Origin of the sequence: Streptomyces solitudinis (genome assembly GCF_036323765.1) — a bacterium.
Taxonomy (GTDB): Bacteria; Actinomycetota; Actinomycetes; order Streptomycetales; family Streptomycetaceae; genus Streptomyces.
Map to the genome: position 1 here is coordinate 39,419 of NZ_JAZDCW010000015.1, position 14,447 is coordinate 53,865.

General features: G+C 69.3%; 14 protein-coding genes and 2 pseudogenes. 12 read left to right on the plus strand and 4 right to left on the minus strand.

The features are described 5' to 3' along the window. Positions 1-41: 41 nt before the first annotated feature. Positions 42-1,325, minus strand: a complete 1,284-nt coding sequence (serS, locus tag V1J52_RS25415; protein WP_330142315.1) for a serine--tRNA ligase — start codon at positions 1,323-1,325, stop codon at positions 42-44. Between the two features lie 125 nt (positions 1,326-1,450). Here serS and V1J52_RS25420 point away from each other — a divergent pair. Continuing rightward, positions 1,451-1,726: pseudogene (locus V1J52_RS25420) on the plus strand (transposase); the annotation flags it as partial. Positions 1,727-2,420: 694 nt separating this feature from the next. On the opposite strand, the gene V1J52_RS25425 reads toward V1J52_RS25420, so the two are convergent. Together V1J52_RS25425 and V1J52_RS25430 are read right to left on the minus strand one after the other, a co-directional pair. Then, a complete protein-coding gene (locus V1J52_RS25425) occupies positions 2,421-3,464 on the minus strand; it encodes a ParB/RepB/Spo0J family partition protein (protein ID WP_330142316.1) in 1,044 nt (347 codons plus the stop codon). Beyond that, positions 3,461-4,687 (minus strand): ParA family protein, encoded by a 1,227-nt coding sequence (locus V1J52_RS25430; protein ID WP_330142317.1) that lies wholly within the window; start codon positions 4,685-4,687, stop codon positions 3,461-3,463. The genes V1J52_RS25425 and V1J52_RS25430 overlap by 4 nt, the downstream gene beginning before the upstream one ends. A gap of 732 nt (positions 4,688-5,419) precedes the next feature. Between V1J52_RS25430 and V1J52_RS25435 the strand changes: the two are divergent. The 7 genes and pseudogenes from V1J52_RS25435 to V1J52_RS25465 all read left to right on the plus strand — a co-directional run. Further along, positions 5,420-5,923, plus strand: a pseudogene (locus V1J52_RS25435) (DnaB-like helicase C-terminal domain-containing protein); the annotation flags it as partial. Between the two features lie 20 nt (positions 5,924-5,943). Then, a complete protein-coding gene (locus tag V1J52_RS25440) occupies positions 5,944-7,779 on the plus strand; it encodes a DUF8841 domain-containing protein (RefSeq protein WP_330142318.1) in 1,836 nt (611 codons plus the stop codon). Positions 7,780-7,866: 87 nt separating this feature from the next. Next, positions 7,867-8,196 (plus strand): hypothetical protein, encoded by a 330-nt coding sequence (locus V1J52_RS25445; RefSeq protein WP_330142319.1) that lies wholly within the window; start codon positions 7,867-7,869, stop codon positions 8,194-8,196. Next, the gene (locus V1J52_RS25450; protein ID WP_330142320.1) at positions 8,189-8,479 is read left to right on the plus strand and encodes a hypothetical protein; all 291 of its coding nucleotides are present in this window, start codon (positions 8,189-8,191) and stop codon (positions 8,477-8,479) included. Before V1J52_RS25445 ends, V1J52_RS25450 begins: the two co-directional genes overlap by 8 nt. Beyond that, a complete protein-coding gene (locus tag V1J52_RS25455; protein WP_330142321.1) occupies positions 8,476-8,775 on the plus strand; it encodes a hypothetical protein in 300 nt (99 codons plus the stop codon). Before V1J52_RS25450 ends, V1J52_RS25455 begins: the two co-directional genes overlap by 4 nt. Before the next feature lie 50 nt (positions 8,776-8,825). Next, complete coding sequence (locus V1J52_RS25460; protein ID WP_330142322.1) at positions 8,826-9,023, plus strand: hypothetical protein; 198 nt, start codon at positions 8,826-8,828, stop codon at positions 9,021-9,023. Between the two features lie 233 nt (positions 9,024-9,256). After that, positions 9,257-9,712, plus strand: a complete 456-nt coding sequence (locus V1J52_RS25465; RefSeq protein ID WP_330142323.1) for a hypothetical protein — start codon at positions 9,257-9,259, stop codon at positions 9,710-9,712. A 171-nt stretch (positions 9,713-9,883) separates the two neighbouring features. On the opposite strand, the gene V1J52_RS25470 is transcribed toward V1J52_RS25465, so the two are convergent. Next, entirely contained in the window at positions 9,884-10,093 is a 210-nt protein-coding gene (locus V1J52_RS25470; RefSeq protein ID WP_330142324.1) for a hypothetical protein, read from the minus strand. Positions 10,094-10,798: 705 nt separating this feature from the next. Here V1J52_RS25470 and V1J52_RS25475 point away from each other — a divergent pair. The 4 genes from V1J52_RS25475 to V1J52_RS25490 form a co-directional block, all read left to right on the plus strand. Continuing rightward, positions 10,799-11,047, plus strand: a complete 249-nt coding sequence (locus V1J52_RS25475; RefSeq protein WP_330142325.1) for a YlcI/YnfO family protein — start codon at positions 10,799-10,801, stop codon at positions 11,045-11,047. A gap of 3 nt (positions 11,048-11,050) precedes the next feature. Then, the gene (locus V1J52_RS25480) at positions 11,051-11,422 is read left to right on the plus strand and encodes a toxin Doc (RefSeq protein WP_330142326.1); all 372 of its coding nucleotides are present in this window, start codon (positions 11,051-11,053) and stop codon (positions 11,420-11,422) included. Between the two features lie 641 nt (positions 11,423-12,063). After that, the gene (locus tag V1J52_RS25485) at positions 12,064-13,305 is read left to right on the plus strand and encodes a hypothetical protein (RefSeq protein WP_330142327.1); all 1,242 of its coding nucleotides are present in this window, start codon (positions 12,064-12,066) and stop codon (positions 13,303-13,305) included. A gap of 58 nt (positions 13,306-13,363) precedes the next feature. Then, positions 13,364-14,447: hypothetical protein (locus V1J52_RS25490; RefSeq protein ID WP_330142328.1), on the plus strand; the 1,084-nt coding region annotated here is incomplete at its 3' end.

The window sequence follows — 14,447 nt, forward strand, 5'->3', positions numbered from 1 at the left end:
TGGGGCGCGGGCAGGCCGGCGCCCCACCGCACGGACGAGGGCTATTTCACGGGGCTCAGCACGTCCGTGCCGACCCACGGGCGCAGCGGCTCCGGGATGCGGACGGATCCGTCCGGCTGCTGGTTCTGCTCCAGGATGGCGGGCAGGAGGCGGCTGGTCGCGAGGCCCGAGGCGTTGAGGGTGTGGACGAACCGGGTCTTCTTGTCGCCGTCGGCGCGGTAGCGGATCGCCGCCCGGCGAGCCTGGTAGTCACCGGCCCAGGAGACCGACGAGACTTCCTTGTACGTCCCCAGGCTGGGGAGCCACACCTCGACGTCGTACGTCTTAGCCATGGTCGCGCTGACATCGCGCGAGGCGAGCTTGGACGTGCGGTAGTGCAGGCCCAGCTGCTCCACCAGCGACTGCGAACGGCCGAGCAGTTCGGTGAAGGCCGCCTCCGCGTCCTCGGGCGCGACGAACTGGAACATCTCCACTTTGTTGAACTGGTGGCCGCGAATCGTTCCGCGCTCCTCCGTCCGGTACCCGCCGGATTCCTTCCGGTAGCACGGCGTGTACGCGAAGAGCTTCTTGGGCAGTTCGACAACGGGGATGATCTCGTCCCGGTACGTGTTCAGGATCGCCGTCTCCGCCGTCGGCAGGAGGAAGGACGTCCGCTCCCCTTCCTCACCGGCCAGATGGAAGACGTCATCGTGGAATTTCGGGAACTGTCCGGCTGCGTATCCGCTCTCCTCCGTCAGCAGGTGCGGAGGAAGCATGAACTCGTATCCCGCCCGGTAGTGCTCACGGGCGAAGAAGTCGAGCAGCGCCCATTCGAGCGCGGCTCCATGGCCCCGGTAGAGCCAGTGACCGCTTCCTCCGAGTTTTACGCCGCGCTGAAAGTCGACCAGGCCTAGGTTGGTGCAGAGCTCGACATGATCCTGGGGCGAGCTGCCCAGATCGGGGGCCTCGCCCCAGACCCTTACGACCTCGTTCGCCTCCTTGCCGCCCGCCTTGACCTCGGGGTCGGGCAGGTTCGGCAGTTCCATCAGTAGAAGCCGCAGCTGGCTCTCGATCTCGCGCAGGTCTGCCTGCAACACGGCGATTCTGTCGCCTAGCTGGGCGGCGGCCTGCTGCTGTTCCGTGGCGTCCCCGCCGCTCCTCCTGAGCTCGCCGACCTCACGTGAGCGCTTTTTAAGCTCGCTCCGGGCCTGTTCGACCTCGGAGACCTTGGCCCTGCGTGACTCGTCCGCCTTCAGGATCGGGGAGAGGTCCACGGAGTCGATACGGGTGAGGAGCGCCGCCCGTACCGCCTCGGGGTCCGACCTGATGAGTTCGATGTCGAGCATGGTGCGGAGGCCTCTCGTTGGGTGAATCGGCGTGGAAAGAGCATAGGGCCTCACCGGTTGAGGTCCTTGCCGAAGGAGGGACTGTAAAACGATCGGTATAACTCCTGATCAAGGAAGATGCATCGATGACCAGCGACAACGTGACCGAGGCCGAGTCCGTCAAGGCCGCTGAGCCGCAGCCGGCGAAGAAGGCGAAGAAGGTGGACGACCAGCTCATCGACGAGTTGGTCGGCCGCGCTCAGGCCGAGGGCCTGCAGCTGACCGGCGAGGGCGGGCTGCTCCAGCAGCTGACCAAGCGGCTCCTGGAGTCCGCCCTGGAGGGCGAGATCACCGACCACCTCGGCTATGACAAGCACGACCCGGCGGGGAAGAACGGCGGCAACAGCCGCAACGGAACCCGTGGCAGTCGGCGGTGTACTTGTGGCAGCGGCGACACCGGTGGTTTGGCTACTGGACGGGCCTGGCCCTGGACAGGCCGTCGGCGCAGTGATCCAGGCAGCCGTGGGAGTAGCTGCCCTGGTGTGGGCGTGGTGGACCCGCTCTCACGACGCGCAGAGGCCAGCTGGTCATGCCCGTCACACCGGCCGTGCCCACGCGAGTGCGGGCGGGGTGGCCTCCAGTGGGGTGCTTCGCCCGCAGGGCGCCGACATCGGCCCGGCCTTGGCCGAGAACACGGGCGATGCGACTGCCTCGGGGGCTGGCAGCCGAGCCAATACAGGCATCGACCACGCACCCTGACCCACTCCGCAGGGAGGCAGGTGCGGATCGGGACGATGAGCTACCCGTCCGTTCCACCGTCGTCCCCCGTTTACGGTCACAGCAAAGTGCGCGCCGTTCGTTGTCAGCGACCACGAGGGCTACCCCGACCCGTACGAGGCTGACGTCGCCGCGCTCCTGACCGATGCCGTCGAGGGGGCGAGCGTGTGACGACTGCGGCCCTGTCGAGATCGAGGGTCGGCAGGGCGGCAAGACCCTGCCGACGGCACCTGCGCCCCCTTGCGGGTGCGGCACAGGGACACAGTGCAGGGCCCCGCCCGCGTCGTGATGACGTGGACGGGGCCCTTTCTGCTCTTCAGGGGGCACAGTCGGCGATCTTCAGGCAGGAGCCCCGCCGATCCGGTCCAGCAACAGCTCGGTCACAGCAACCAGGTCTTGGGGTGCCAGGTGGTTCTCCAGGGCGTCGACCACCTGCTGGGGCGAGGCACAAGGCACGACGAAGTGCTGCTCCACACTGGCTGCCGCGCCCTCGGCGTTAACGCCGTTAACAGTCTGAGCGGGCGAGCCGCCTGCGCCCGCCTCGGTCTGCGGAGCATTAACGGCGTTAACGCTCCCGGCGGAGGAGGCGTCTGAGCCAGCTTCCGGCGGAGGGGCGTTAACGCCGTTAACGGTCTCCGTCGGTCCGCCAGACAGCGTCCGGCGAGAACGCTGCTGGGGAGGCTTCGCAGCGTTGCTGACCTCGTCGGCAGCGGCGGCTTGCTGCTCCTTCGGCAGACGACCGATACGACGGGCAGGCTCGACCCTCAGGTCCCCCGACTCCACCTTCTCCTGCAGGTCAGGCGTGAGCTGCAGGAGAGCCAGCCGCTGCGAGACCCACGCAGGCGTCTTCCCCAACCGCTTGGCGACCTGGCTCTGAGAGCCATGGACGCTGACAAGCTCCTGGATCGCCTTGGCCTGGTCCAGCGGCGGTACATCCACGCGGTGGACGTTGGCGATCAGCGCGCTTTCCAGCAAGTCCGCCGCGCTTGCGGCCAGATCGTCGTTGACATCGATCCGGAGTTCTTCGAGCCCAGCGCTCGCTGCGGCGGCCAGCCGCCGGTTGCCGTCGATGACGACGTACTCCGCTTCGCCGAGGTCCTCATCCCGGCCGGGGTGCGCGGAGAGGAAGGCGGAACGGTGTACCACCGCGACAGGCTGGATCTGTCCGCGCTCCGCCAGGGACGCGGCGGTCTCCTCAATGTCGGTGAGCTCGTCACGGGGATTGAACGGGTTGGGCGCGAGGGCTTTGAGCGGGGCCCTGGTGGGCGCCGGGACACCGAGTGTCGGTGCGCCCGTGGCGGCTCCGATCGCGGCCCGTCGTGCGCTGACGGCTCGGGCCTGGCCGAAGGACGCGCTCGTCCTGAGCTTGTCCGCCTTGCTCATGAGATCTCCCGGGCGAGCGCGCGGATGCTGAGGGCCTGGTCGCAGCGTGGGGCGTAGTCCAGGAGCGGCTCTTTCAGCCGGACGGCTTCCTTCTGTTCCTTAAGGTCTCCGATAAGGCCGACGACCTTGGGATCTCTTATGTCCATCCAGGAGCGGAGGGAGGAGGTGGCGATGAAGCCGCGTCGGGCGTCGTAGTGGTTGACGACGATGCCCAGGTAGTCGAGTTCGAGAGCGAGGTCGGTGCGGAGGTCCTCGATCTGGGTGGTGAGCAGGTCGTAGGCGTCGGCTGAGCTGTCCTCGGCCTGGACCACGATGAGCACGCCGGACTGGCCGACGGCCTCGCCGTCGCGGCGGCGGCCGTAGTGCACGGCGGCGTCCATGCTGAGTCCCAGGCTTGGGGGGCAGTCGACGAGGACGACATCGAAGTCGCCTTCCACGGAGGCCAGTGCCCGCTCGAGGGCGGCTTCGCGGGCACGGACACCCGCGAGTTTCACGTCCAGGAGGAAGGCGTCGTTGCAGCTGGGGAGCAGGTAGAGCCGGTCGCCGAACCTTTCGGAGTCGATGGGAACTATCAAGTCGGCCAGCTTTCCGGCTGGCTCGCTGGCCATGTGCTTGGTGAGGCTGTCGCCTTCCATGGACAGGGGCATGTGGCCGAGTTGCTTGGTGAGGTGGCCTTGGGGGTCGAAGTCGACGAGCAGGACGCGCAGGCCGATGCCGGGCAGTTCCCGGACGGCAGGCTCGTCGTGCTCAAGAGCCGCGGCGAAGTGGCGGGAGATCCGTACGGGGTAGAGGTCGTCGGAGGACTCGGCGAGCGCTTCGCCTACGCCCGCGGTGACGGCCGTCTTGCCGACGCCGCCCTTCTGGTTACAGACGATCAGGCGCCGGGGAACGTCGGGTCGCTTCACCGCGGGCGCCGGGTTGGCTTCCAGCCAGACCTGCACCACCTGCGCCAAGCCCTGCGTCAGCGAGACCTGACGAGTGGCGGCCATGGCCTTGAAGGCGTCCCACTGGCCTGGCGGGAGCCAGGTGGAAAAGGAGTCGGCGCCGGCGGTGTCGACCGAGTTCGGGGACGAAGCCAACGCGGACCAGTGGGTGATGCCCTGTTCGACGGCTGCCTGGATCTCGATCCCCAGTTGGGCTGTCCGGATCTTGAGTTCCTGGCGCAGCCACCCGGGCAGCTTGGAGACGACCTTTTCGCGGTCGTGAGCGGGAGGAGAAGCCATAGCGGAACCTTACTAACGTTCACTCGCGCAGCAAGGACCCGCCACGTTACCTGCGTAAAAGTCATGCTCTGGGGCGAGAGACCGAGGACACGTACGGGCGGGAAGACACGGTCCGGTGACCCGCTTCCGCCTCAGCCGATCACCGCAGCCCCGCATACCCGCTCTGCGGCTCACCCGGCGCCCTCGGACACCCCGCCAGCTAGGACCCGAAGCTACGCAAATCCTGGGCTCGAAAACACGCGCTGAAGCCCGGCCCCGAGCTCGCGCCGCTTGCCCGGTGAGGCGGCGCCGGGCCGGGCAGTGAGGGCTCCGACCACCGCCTGGTTGGGGGTGAGGCTGGCGCTCACCTGCCCCAGGGCAGGGACCCGTGCGTACACGTCGGTGCCGTGCGCCGGAGGGCGTCGGCGACCGCGGCGGCCGCGCTCGCCGACGCCCTCCGCGCCCCAGCCGCCATCGTCCGAGGGGGGAAGCCGTTCGCCGCTCCGGGTTCTTCAGCCCGCGGCTTACCGACGTCCGTACGGCGGCAGGGCTCGGTGAGCGTGCTCGGCGAGGTCCGTCGGGCGCCGCTGTCCGGGGACCCGCCCCACCTCACGCAGCACTTCGGCCAGGCGGCTCGCGGGAACGATGCGAATTCCGTGGACTACCAGGTGAGAGGCGGGTCGCCCATCCGGGCCGGTCAGGCGGGCGCCGTCCATCGCGACGAGCGGCGTGACGGGAACACCGAGTACGGCCGCGACCGCCTCACCTCGCATCACCGAGGCCCCGCTCTACCTCGACGACACCGCCACCACCACCGTCACGCAGATCAAGGCCAAGTGCCGCCGCCTGCAGCAGCGTGAGGGCCTGGACCTGGTCATCATCGACTACATCCAGCTCCTCACCAGCGGCCGCAAAGCCGAGAACCGCCAGGTCGAGGTCGCCAGCATGTCCCGTGACCTGAAGCTGATGGCCAAGGAACTCAAGGTCCCCGTCGTCGTCCTGGCCCAGCTCAACCGCGGCCCGGAGCAGCGCACGGACAAGAAGCCCCAGATGTCCGACCTGCGCGAGAGCGGCTCCATCGAGCAGGACGCCGATCTCGTCATCCTGCTGCACCGCGAAGACGCCTACGACAAGGAGTCCCCCCGCGCCGGAGAGGTCGACATCATCCTCGCCAAGCACCGCGGCGGCCCGACGACGATCGTCACCGCCGCCTCGCCTTTGCACTACGCGATGTTCGTCGACATGGCCCACACCTGATGAGCGCGAAGGAGACCGTGATGAACAGCAACATCGCGCCCGGGACGCGCCTCAAGGTGGCCGGCTGCCCGTCGTGCGCAGGCAGCGACCGGTCGGGCTACAACACCGTGTGGGTCGAGGACGGCGGCCGGATGAAGCCGACCTGGCAGCGCTGCCCGGCCAAGTGCACGCCGGCCTCCCGTGCGGCGGCAATCGAGCGCAGTGAGCAGCTGCGCGCCAAACGCGACGCCGCCGCCCAGGCGGAGGCACTCGCCCGCGCTGTGGAGTCGAGCCGCCCTGCCGCCCCGGTAAGCGACCCGGCCCCGGCCCCGGCGACGTCGTCGGCGGCCGCACCCAGCCCGGCCGCCCAGGCCGACGCCGTCGATGTCGCTCAGGGCCAAGCGGTGCGGCGTGCAGCGTCGCCGCGTCCGGCTCCGGTCTACCGGGGCACGCCGCAGCGCGGCGCGGCCCGTTCGTCGGCGCCCCGCCGCACGGCCGCACGCCCCACCGGTCCGGCTCCGTCGGCGGCGGCCGCGGCGTCGCGGTGGCCGGCGGTCGCCCTCGATGCAGGCGAGGACGGCTGGCTGGTCGACGTCGGCCAGGTCCCGGTCCCGGCCGGGCCGAAGCTCACCGACTGGATGGCGTGGCTGGGCACGGGCCTGCCGCTGCGCGTGGACCGGGTCCATCCGGCTGGGAAGGGCGGCGACGGCGTGGTGTGCCTGTCGGCGGCCGCGCTCAAGGCCCTCGCCCTGCCCGCTGCGCTCCCCACGACCGAGAAGGCCCTGGCCGGCCTGAAGACGAAGCTCGTGAAGGCGGCGGCCGCCGTCGGGCTGGAGCTGTCCGAGCAGGTCGGCCCGGCCTTCCACGTCTACCGCCGCCGGGGTGCACCGGGTGGCCCGAAGACCTCGGTGCGCGTGGTCGTCACGCCGTGGCTGGGGCAGGGCAGCGACGCGCAGCAGGCCACCACCGCGCTGCTCGCTGAGCTCGCCGCCGACGCCGACGGCGAGCTCGACGCCGGAACGCTGGCCCGGCGGTTGCGGCGGTTCGTCGCCGACATCGGCGTCGCCCCGGGCGTGACGCCGGCGACGACGAGCAAGCTGCTCCTGGACGCCGTCCGGCCCCGGTCCGAGCCGGTGCAGGATGACGAGGGCAACTGGAGCTCGCAGCCGCGCGAGGGTGCGCTGCCGGGCGGCGACACCGCCGTCCCCCCGGCGGCCGGTGCCCGTCACCCGCTGACGCGCGAGCTCCTGGACGAGGGGCTGGCGGTGTGTGAGGAGGAGGACTTCAAGTGGTGGGCCCGCCCCCTCACCGAGACTGAGTCGGCGCTGGGCTGGGCGGTGGCGGTCGACGTCTGCGCCTCCTACCTCTCGGTCACCATGAGCCTCCCGCTCCCGGCCGGGCCGCTCGAGCGCACCACCACGCCGGTGTTCGACGGCAAGGCAGCTGGGCTGTGGTGGTGCGACTTCACCGGCGTCGCGGTCGACGAGCTGCTCCCGCACCCGGCCACCTTCCACGGCCAGCCACCCACGGACCCGGGCTGGTATGCAACGCCGACGGTGGCGTACATGGCCCAGGCATACGGCTTCGACCCGGCCACCATCAGCGAGGCATTCGTGGCGTCGTCGACGGTGCCGCTGCTGAAGGAGTGGACCACCCGGCTGCGGGAGGCCTACAAGCGCGCCTACGGCGTCCTGGGCCTGCCCGACGGGCAGGAGTCGCAGACCTTCCTCGAGGCGTACGCGACCCACAAGCATGTCGCCAACGGCGACATCGACCGCGGGGACGCCTTGGTCCTGGCCGGGCTGTACAAGGCCGTCTACAAGGGCGGGATCGGCAAGTGGTCCGACTCCGCCCGCCACCTGGACGACGACACCTGACACCAGAAGGTCGCCGGCGACTGGTCCTACCGGCCCGAGATCCGGTTCCACATCATCGCCGCGGCCCGGATCGCCGCGCACCGCCGGATGCGTAAGACCCTGCTGAAGACCGGCCGGGCGCCGTTCGCGGTGAACGTCGACTCCTACCTCTACGCCACGGGCAGCCCGTCGCCGTTGGAGCTGCTGACGCCGCCGGAGGGCGGGAAGGCGGTCGCCGGTGTGCTGCGGCTGGGCATCGCACCGGGCAGCTCGAAGCACGAGGCGTCGATCCCGCTGCAGGCGGCGCTGGAGTTGATGGAGGCCGGGGAGCACCCGGGCCGCCTCACTCACGACTACGCCACCGACGGCACCGCACTCGCCGACGACGTCGACGGCCAGGAGCACGACGGCCAGGAGGAGGTGCCCGGCGGTGAGTGAGGCGATTCAGTGGTGGGGCGTCTGGGAGCACCCGGCGTGCGGCGCCATCGGTGAGGACCAGTGGGCCGATGACGTGTGGCCCTCCGGCTCCGGCCACGACTGCGGCCAGGGCGGGCCGGTGACCTGGCACGCCGACTGGTTGTGCGAGGCCTGCGGCGCGAGCGGGGACGACCTGTTCGAGGACGGCCTCACCGCCCACGCCGGCCACGACTGCGACGACTGCGACGAGGACGACGTCCAGGACGACGTCCTGGACCACGAGATCGAGGGAGCGACGGCATGAGCAACCTGTTCGTGCGGGCGAAGAACGCGCTCTTCCGCTCCCGCAAGGCGCCGGCCCGCGCCACCACCCAGGCCGTCCACGTCCGCGACCGCAAGTACGGCGGGTCGACGAAGGCGATGGCCGCCGCCTACGGCGTCTCCCCGCGCACCGTGGCCCGCTGGATCGACGGCAGCCGGGCCCCGGTCAAGCACGCCGACCGGCTGCGCGATGAGGCGGCCGCGGTGCAGGTCACCGGACGCGGCCGGGAGCGCAGGGCGAAGCAGCTGGCGAAGAAGGGCGCAGCCCGTCCGGCCTGAGCGCCACGGTCAGCCGGGCCCGCACCTTCGAGATCCGCGGCTCCAACGCGGTGCGGCAGCGCGACATCGACCTGAACCTGAGCGGGGACCAGGCCGCAGCCCTCGCCCGTGCCACGACCGACGAGGAGGCCGCTGCCGTCATCAAGGGGGCGATGGCCGACTACTTCAACGGCGGCGCGGTCTATGGGGGCTTCCAGCCCGACGACTTCGACTTCGATCCCGGCGACGTCACCTACCGAGGCGAGTAGCTACAGCCAGGACGGGGCTGCACGGCCTTCACACGGCCGTGCAGCCCCGTGTACGCCAGGGAAGGGCGCCGCAGGCCTGGACGGCCCGGAGAAAGCCACACAGCCGATCTTGAAGCTAGCCCCCTGCCGGAAGGACGGAACCCATGTTCCGTGCGGCCGTCGTTTACACGTTGCGTTGCTGTTGGTCTACTCTCTGCTTTGCCCTGCTCGACGGGAGCGGGTAAAATCCGGATTTGGAGCGTGAGTTGAGCGTGGCGCCGTCCGCCGAGAGCGGCAAGACGATCGTCCCTGCGGGCTTCGGTGTCGATGTCGGCGAGCGCGAGTTCCTCGTCACGATCGGGGCAGGGGCTGCCCTCTTGTGCGCGTTCGTGTTCCTGGGGTCCATGACGTACACGCTGGTCCACTACCGCTCGTGGTACGAGCTGGCGGCGTTCCTCGTGTCCCTCATCTTCGCGATCATCTCCCTGCTGTCCGTCGTTCCGCTGCTGATGGCGCGCCACGGCCTGTGCCACGTCCTGGTGGGACGCCTGAGCGTCTGGGGCACCTGTCTTGCGCTCGCCAGCCTGCAGCTGACCGCCTCGGTTCTGGGTGACGCGACCTTCTCCATGTCGGCCATCATCGGCATCACGACCGTGATCGCAGTCGCCGCCTTCGGGGAACTCGCCGGCCACGGCGCCGTCGACGACTAGCGCTGCCCGCCGGTGTCAACGGCGGGCGCGTGAGCCGATCGCGGCGGTCGCGTACGCGGCCGGGCTTTCCCGGTACCCGAAGCAGCAGCCCTGGACTCGCCGTCCTGGGGCGGCTGCTGGTGTCTGCTGCTACGGGCCACGCGCCAGGTCGCCCCGGTCACAGGTCTGGTGCTACTGGCCGTGCTGGCCGCGGTCGTGCTTGGCGGCCGCGGACTGGGCGCGGGAGTCGAAGCCGGACTGCGCGCTGCGGCTGTCGGGGTTCCTCGCCGCGGCGGACTGCACCCGCGCTGCAGCCCCGGCGTTCATCCGGCCGCCGCCCCTGCCGCCGCTCTTCCCGCCGCCCGATGAGCCCTTGCCGCTGCTGCTCTTGCTCATGGTCATCACCTCTCCTTCCAGGATCCGCCCGCCCGCCCGTCCGCGCCTGCTGGGCAGATGCCTTGGAACTGAAGCCGGTAACCCCTCGACCCGGCCGGTTGCCGCAGGGTGCTCAATGGGGTGCCGTTCGATGAAAGCCAGGCGCGAGACAGTGCCAGCATCGATGCTTACCCACCGTCACACTTCAGGTGTCACGTCACCTTGTCACGCCGAGTGTCACGCTCCGGCTGTCGCACGCTCTGACCTGTGCCGACGACCCGTTTACCCCGCCGCAGACGCGAACGTGACAGCGGCCCGGCAACGAACACGCACAGTAGCGGACGCCTTCGCCGGTTCCCTGTCCTGTGCCATCAGACCGTGACCGATTGCCATCGAAGATTGACCGACGGCGGTTCGTGCCACTGAAGAATGACCGTGCAGGTCAGCGCCCCGAGGGACAATCCGCCGCGGTGACGCCCACCGGCTGCGTCCTCCTCCGGAGTCGGCTGCCGCGCACGTTGGGGTCGGGTGCCGGTGCCGGAGGCGCGCTCCACACAGCAGCGCTCGACCGTCCTGACCTGGGCGGTCAATTTTCGATGACACAAACCGAGCAGTGGTCAAAGTTCGGTGGCACACGATCAACGTTCGGTGGCACGAGACATTCCCTGATCAACCGTCTGGCTTTCGTCGAAACCGCCCCCGTGCTGTACGCCATGCTGTACGTTCGGTGGTATGTCGAAGTCCGTGACGATCCGAGTGCCCGAGGAACTGCACGCGCAGCTGCAGGAGCGGGCCGAAGCCGAGGGCACCACAGTGACCGCCCTCATCACCGCGGCCGCCCACGATGCGGTACGCGATCCGCGGCTGGAGTCGGCGACCGAGGTCTTCCGTGCCTTCGTCGACCAGGCCGCCGACGCCTTCGACGCCGCGTTCCCCGACGACGCCCCAGCGAGACTGGACGCCGACCGGCGGGCCGCCTGACCGATGGAGCTGCACATCGACATCCGGTGGCTGCTGGAGCGCCAGGCCGACGTGCTGCCCAAGCAGCCGTCCGTGCACGACTTCTCCGCCCTCGTGGCCGCCGTCGCCCGGCACCGTGTCAACACCCCCCAGATCGGCGCCACCGTGGACGCCGCATGGCGCGCCGCCGCGCTACTCCACACGATCATCCGGCTGCGCCCGCTCCCGGCCCGCAACGCCCTGTACGGGGCCGCCGTCGCCGTCGCGTACATGGACGTCGCCGGCGAAGCCGTCGACGCGCCCTACGGTGCGCTCATCGACCTGGCCCGCGACCTCGACGCCGGCCACGCCGACATCTACGACGCCGCCGATCGGCTGCGCTCCTGGCGGCTGTAGCTCGGGCAGCGCCCCGGCCCGAGCGTTGGCCGAGCAGCGTTCGGGGTATGAGGACGAAGGCCGTGGCCTTGGGTCGGGCCGCGTTGTGTCGGTACGGAGGGTCGACGGCACCACCACGACCGCGCTGGGGAATGAGCGGCGAGAAGACCAAATCCGCGGCTAGCGCGACGCTGAAGCGTTCTGCGCCGACAGTTCTGAGCGGTGATGTCGGGACCGGTGCTCCGCCCGCGACGGGCAGGGCCGCGACCGGTGTTCGGGGAAGGTCGTCGAGGTGAACGTGCCCGGCGTCGGTCACTCTCCACCTTGGCCCAGGTGCCATGCCGTCACGCCCAGGACGAGCTTCCGTCTCGTGGTCCACGCTCACCGCAACGGGCGCTCTGCGTTGCCTCAACCGAGTCGCATGCCGGCTACAACAGCAAGGCGGCCCCATGCCGGTTGAGGCGAAGCGAGCGTTGACCGCTGCTGAACAGCATGCAGCGCCTGTCCGTTGCCCGGGGCAATTTAAGCCCCGCAGCTTTGCGATCAAGACAGTCTGTGTCATGAACGCGTTGAGAAGGACCGTGACTGGTTAGCGTCCCCGTGGCATGTGACACCACGACGTGGGAGGACCGTTGCGTCTCCGGAGACGTACCAGTGGCCTGTTGGCAGCTGCTGCGATAGCCACAGCACTACCGCTGACGACGCCGTCGCCAGCACAGGCCGCACCGCCGACGGAAAGCTGCAACATCGAGCATCAGGCCAGGATCGTGTTCTGGGCTGTGGCGTGCGCTCAGCCCGGCGAGCCGGTTATCGGCGCGTTCGCGACATGGCGGAACGAGCCCATCACCTTCACCCAGACCGACTCCTCAGGTACCACCGTGCAAGCTGGCAACTACCTGACGATGACGCCCAACCGCGAGGGAGGGCTCTTCTCCAACTACGTGCAGATCGGCCTGTACGCGGAGAAGACCGGCCCCGCCACCAGCACCTACGGACCCCGATGGACCGAACTGGGCGACAATGGTGGGAAGACGAAGGCCGTCAACCAAGGAGTCGGCGGGAACACACCCGACCGCACCAACCACACCTACATGCTGCTGCGCCAGGACAACGGCGACCAGTGGGATGTGCTGTACGACTTCAACCACGTCGGCACCACCACCGACCAACTGCCGGTCCCCAGGGGCAGCGCCAACCGCATCGACATCGGGCTGGAAGTCATGGGCCCGCAGCACGTGAACGTGCCCCCGATCGCCAGCCGCGTGCAGTACATGGCCGAGGACAAGACATGGCACCGAGCGGACAGCGAAGACGTCGCCCAGGTCTCGAGCCTGGGCACCTGCGGCCAGGGCAGCTACACAGCCCCGTACTGCTTCACCACAAGGCTCACCGGCGCCACCAAGTTCGAACAGTGGACGGCCAGCAAGCCAGGCCCCGGCAGCAGTTCACAAGCACCGCACCGAACTGCCCTCGCTGCCGCCCCGAGTCTCACCGGCGAGCAACCAGACGTTGTCAACGGTGTGAATCAGGAGCAGCTGGCACAGTGCATGGCCACCACGCCTGAGCGTTGCCTGGACACCGTGCCAGGGCTGGCCACCTGCGTCCGCACGGCCAAGGTCTGCAACACCGCAGCTCTCCAGGGCAAGCCAGCGGCCAACCAGACCCAGCCCCGCTCCGAAACGAGCGCGGCCGACGTCCGCAACCAGGCGGCAGCCGCGTTCGACGTGCCCGCTCACACCGTCAACATCACCGCCGCGGCCAACACCACCGCACGCTGGAAGGTCAGTTCGTCAGCTCCGACACCCGGGCTGGACCCACGCGGCCGCAACTTCGACGGCTTCGAAGCCGCCTACTCACCGACCGGCCACTTGCTGGACGCCTGCTGGGGACAGATGTGCCGCTAAACCCCCTCACACACTCCCCAGCTGCCCGCTGCCCATCACATCGCGAAGGACCGACCTGATGCTGCGCTCGCTGCCCAGAGCGATGCAGGCCCTGGCCGCCGCCTGCGCCCTGACCGCCGTGGCCACCATCCCCACAGCCTCCGCCACCGCCGTGCCTCACCAATCCGGCGACCCTCGCCCAGCGGAAGCCACCGAATTCGTTGACGCCTCCTCCCTTCCGGACGGGGAGTTGCAGAAGCTCAACGACCCCGTGCCCCTGGCCGACTACCTCCAATCCCGGCGAGACGAAGCCTCCGCCCCACCATCCAAGAGCGTCAAGGAGACGGGCATAGCCCAGGACGCCGACCTGCGCACCGAATGCGCTCAGCACGCCGAAGCCGCCAAGCGAGCCACAGGCTGGATCAAGAGCCGCTTCGAGACCTGCCAAAAGCGCCCCTACGACCTCGTCCTGCGCGACATCAACGGCACCAAGACCATCGGCCGCCTCTGGTTCGACGTCTGGGTGCTCGGCTTCGCCTACGACGGCTCACGCCGCGTGGACTACACCGTCAGCGTCGAGGACATCCAAGTCCAACCCGTCGGCAGCGAAGACGCCACGAAGTGGAAGATCGTCCAGGACTTCTCCCACAGCGTCAACGTCGGCACCAGCGACCCGAACCCCAAAGTCAACGGGCCCGCCAAGACCCTCCGCGACGAGACCCTGACCGGATGGCACACCAATCCCCTGTGGACGCTGACCTACACCTCCCCCGACACCGGAAAGCTGGAGACCAACAACCAGCAACGGGTCAACGCCCTGGTCCAGATGCACCTCGCAGTGAGCAGCCCGAACTCCAAGAAGCCCTACTCGCAGGTCGGCGCCTTCACCTCCTCCGTCCGATTCGACTACGCCGGCCGCGTCGCCGGAAAGTTCAAGGGCACCGTCTTCACCCAAGCCCGCGTCGAACTGCAGCTGAGCCTCAGCGACGCCGCGATCACCGAGAGCACCCGGCACATACGCGACGCGCAACAACACCCCGAACGCACCTTTCCCTCCTGGGTAGGCAAGACCGTCCCCGGAGCCACTGAACCCCTGCACCGCCTGATCGACGAGGACGAACAAGCAGCCAACCGCAGGGCAGCCATCGCCACCTGCGAAAATA

Coding starts and splice junctions, on each gene's coding strand:
- serS (WP_330142315.1), bottom strand. CDS start 1,325: ATGCTCGACATCGAACTCATCAGGTCGGACCCCGAGGCGGTACGGGCG.
- V1J52_RS25425 (WP_330142316.1), bottom strand. CDS start 3,464: ATGAGCAAGGCGGACAAGCTCAGGACGAGCGCGTCCTTCGGCCAGGCC.
- V1J52_RS25430 (WP_330142317.1), bottom strand. CDS start 4,687: ATGGCTTCTCCTCCCGCTCACGACCGCGAAAAGGTCGTCTCCAAGCTG.
- V1J52_RS25440 (WP_330142318.1), top strand. CDS start 5,944: ATGAACAGCAACATCGCGCCCGGGACGCGCCTCAAGGTGGCCGGCTGC.
- V1J52_RS25445 (WP_330142319.1), top strand. CDS start 7,867: ATGCGTAAGACCCTGCTGAAGACCGGCCGGGCGCCGTTCGCGGTGAAC.
- V1J52_RS25455 (WP_330142321.1), top strand. CDS start 8,476: ATGAGCAACCTGTTCGTGCGGGCGAAGAACGCGCTCTTCCGCTCCCGC.
- V1J52_RS25470 (WP_330142324.1), bottom strand. CDS start 10,093: ATGACCATGAGCAAGAGCAGCAGCGGCAAGGGCTCATCGGGCGGCGGG.
- V1J52_RS25475 (WP_330142325.1), top strand. CDS start 10,799: ATGTCGAAGTCCGTGACGATCCGAGTGCCCGAGGAACTGCACGCGCAG.
- V1J52_RS25480 (WP_330142326.1), top strand. CDS start 11,051: ATGGAGCTGCACATCGACATCCGGTGGCTGCTGGAGCGCCAGGCCGAC.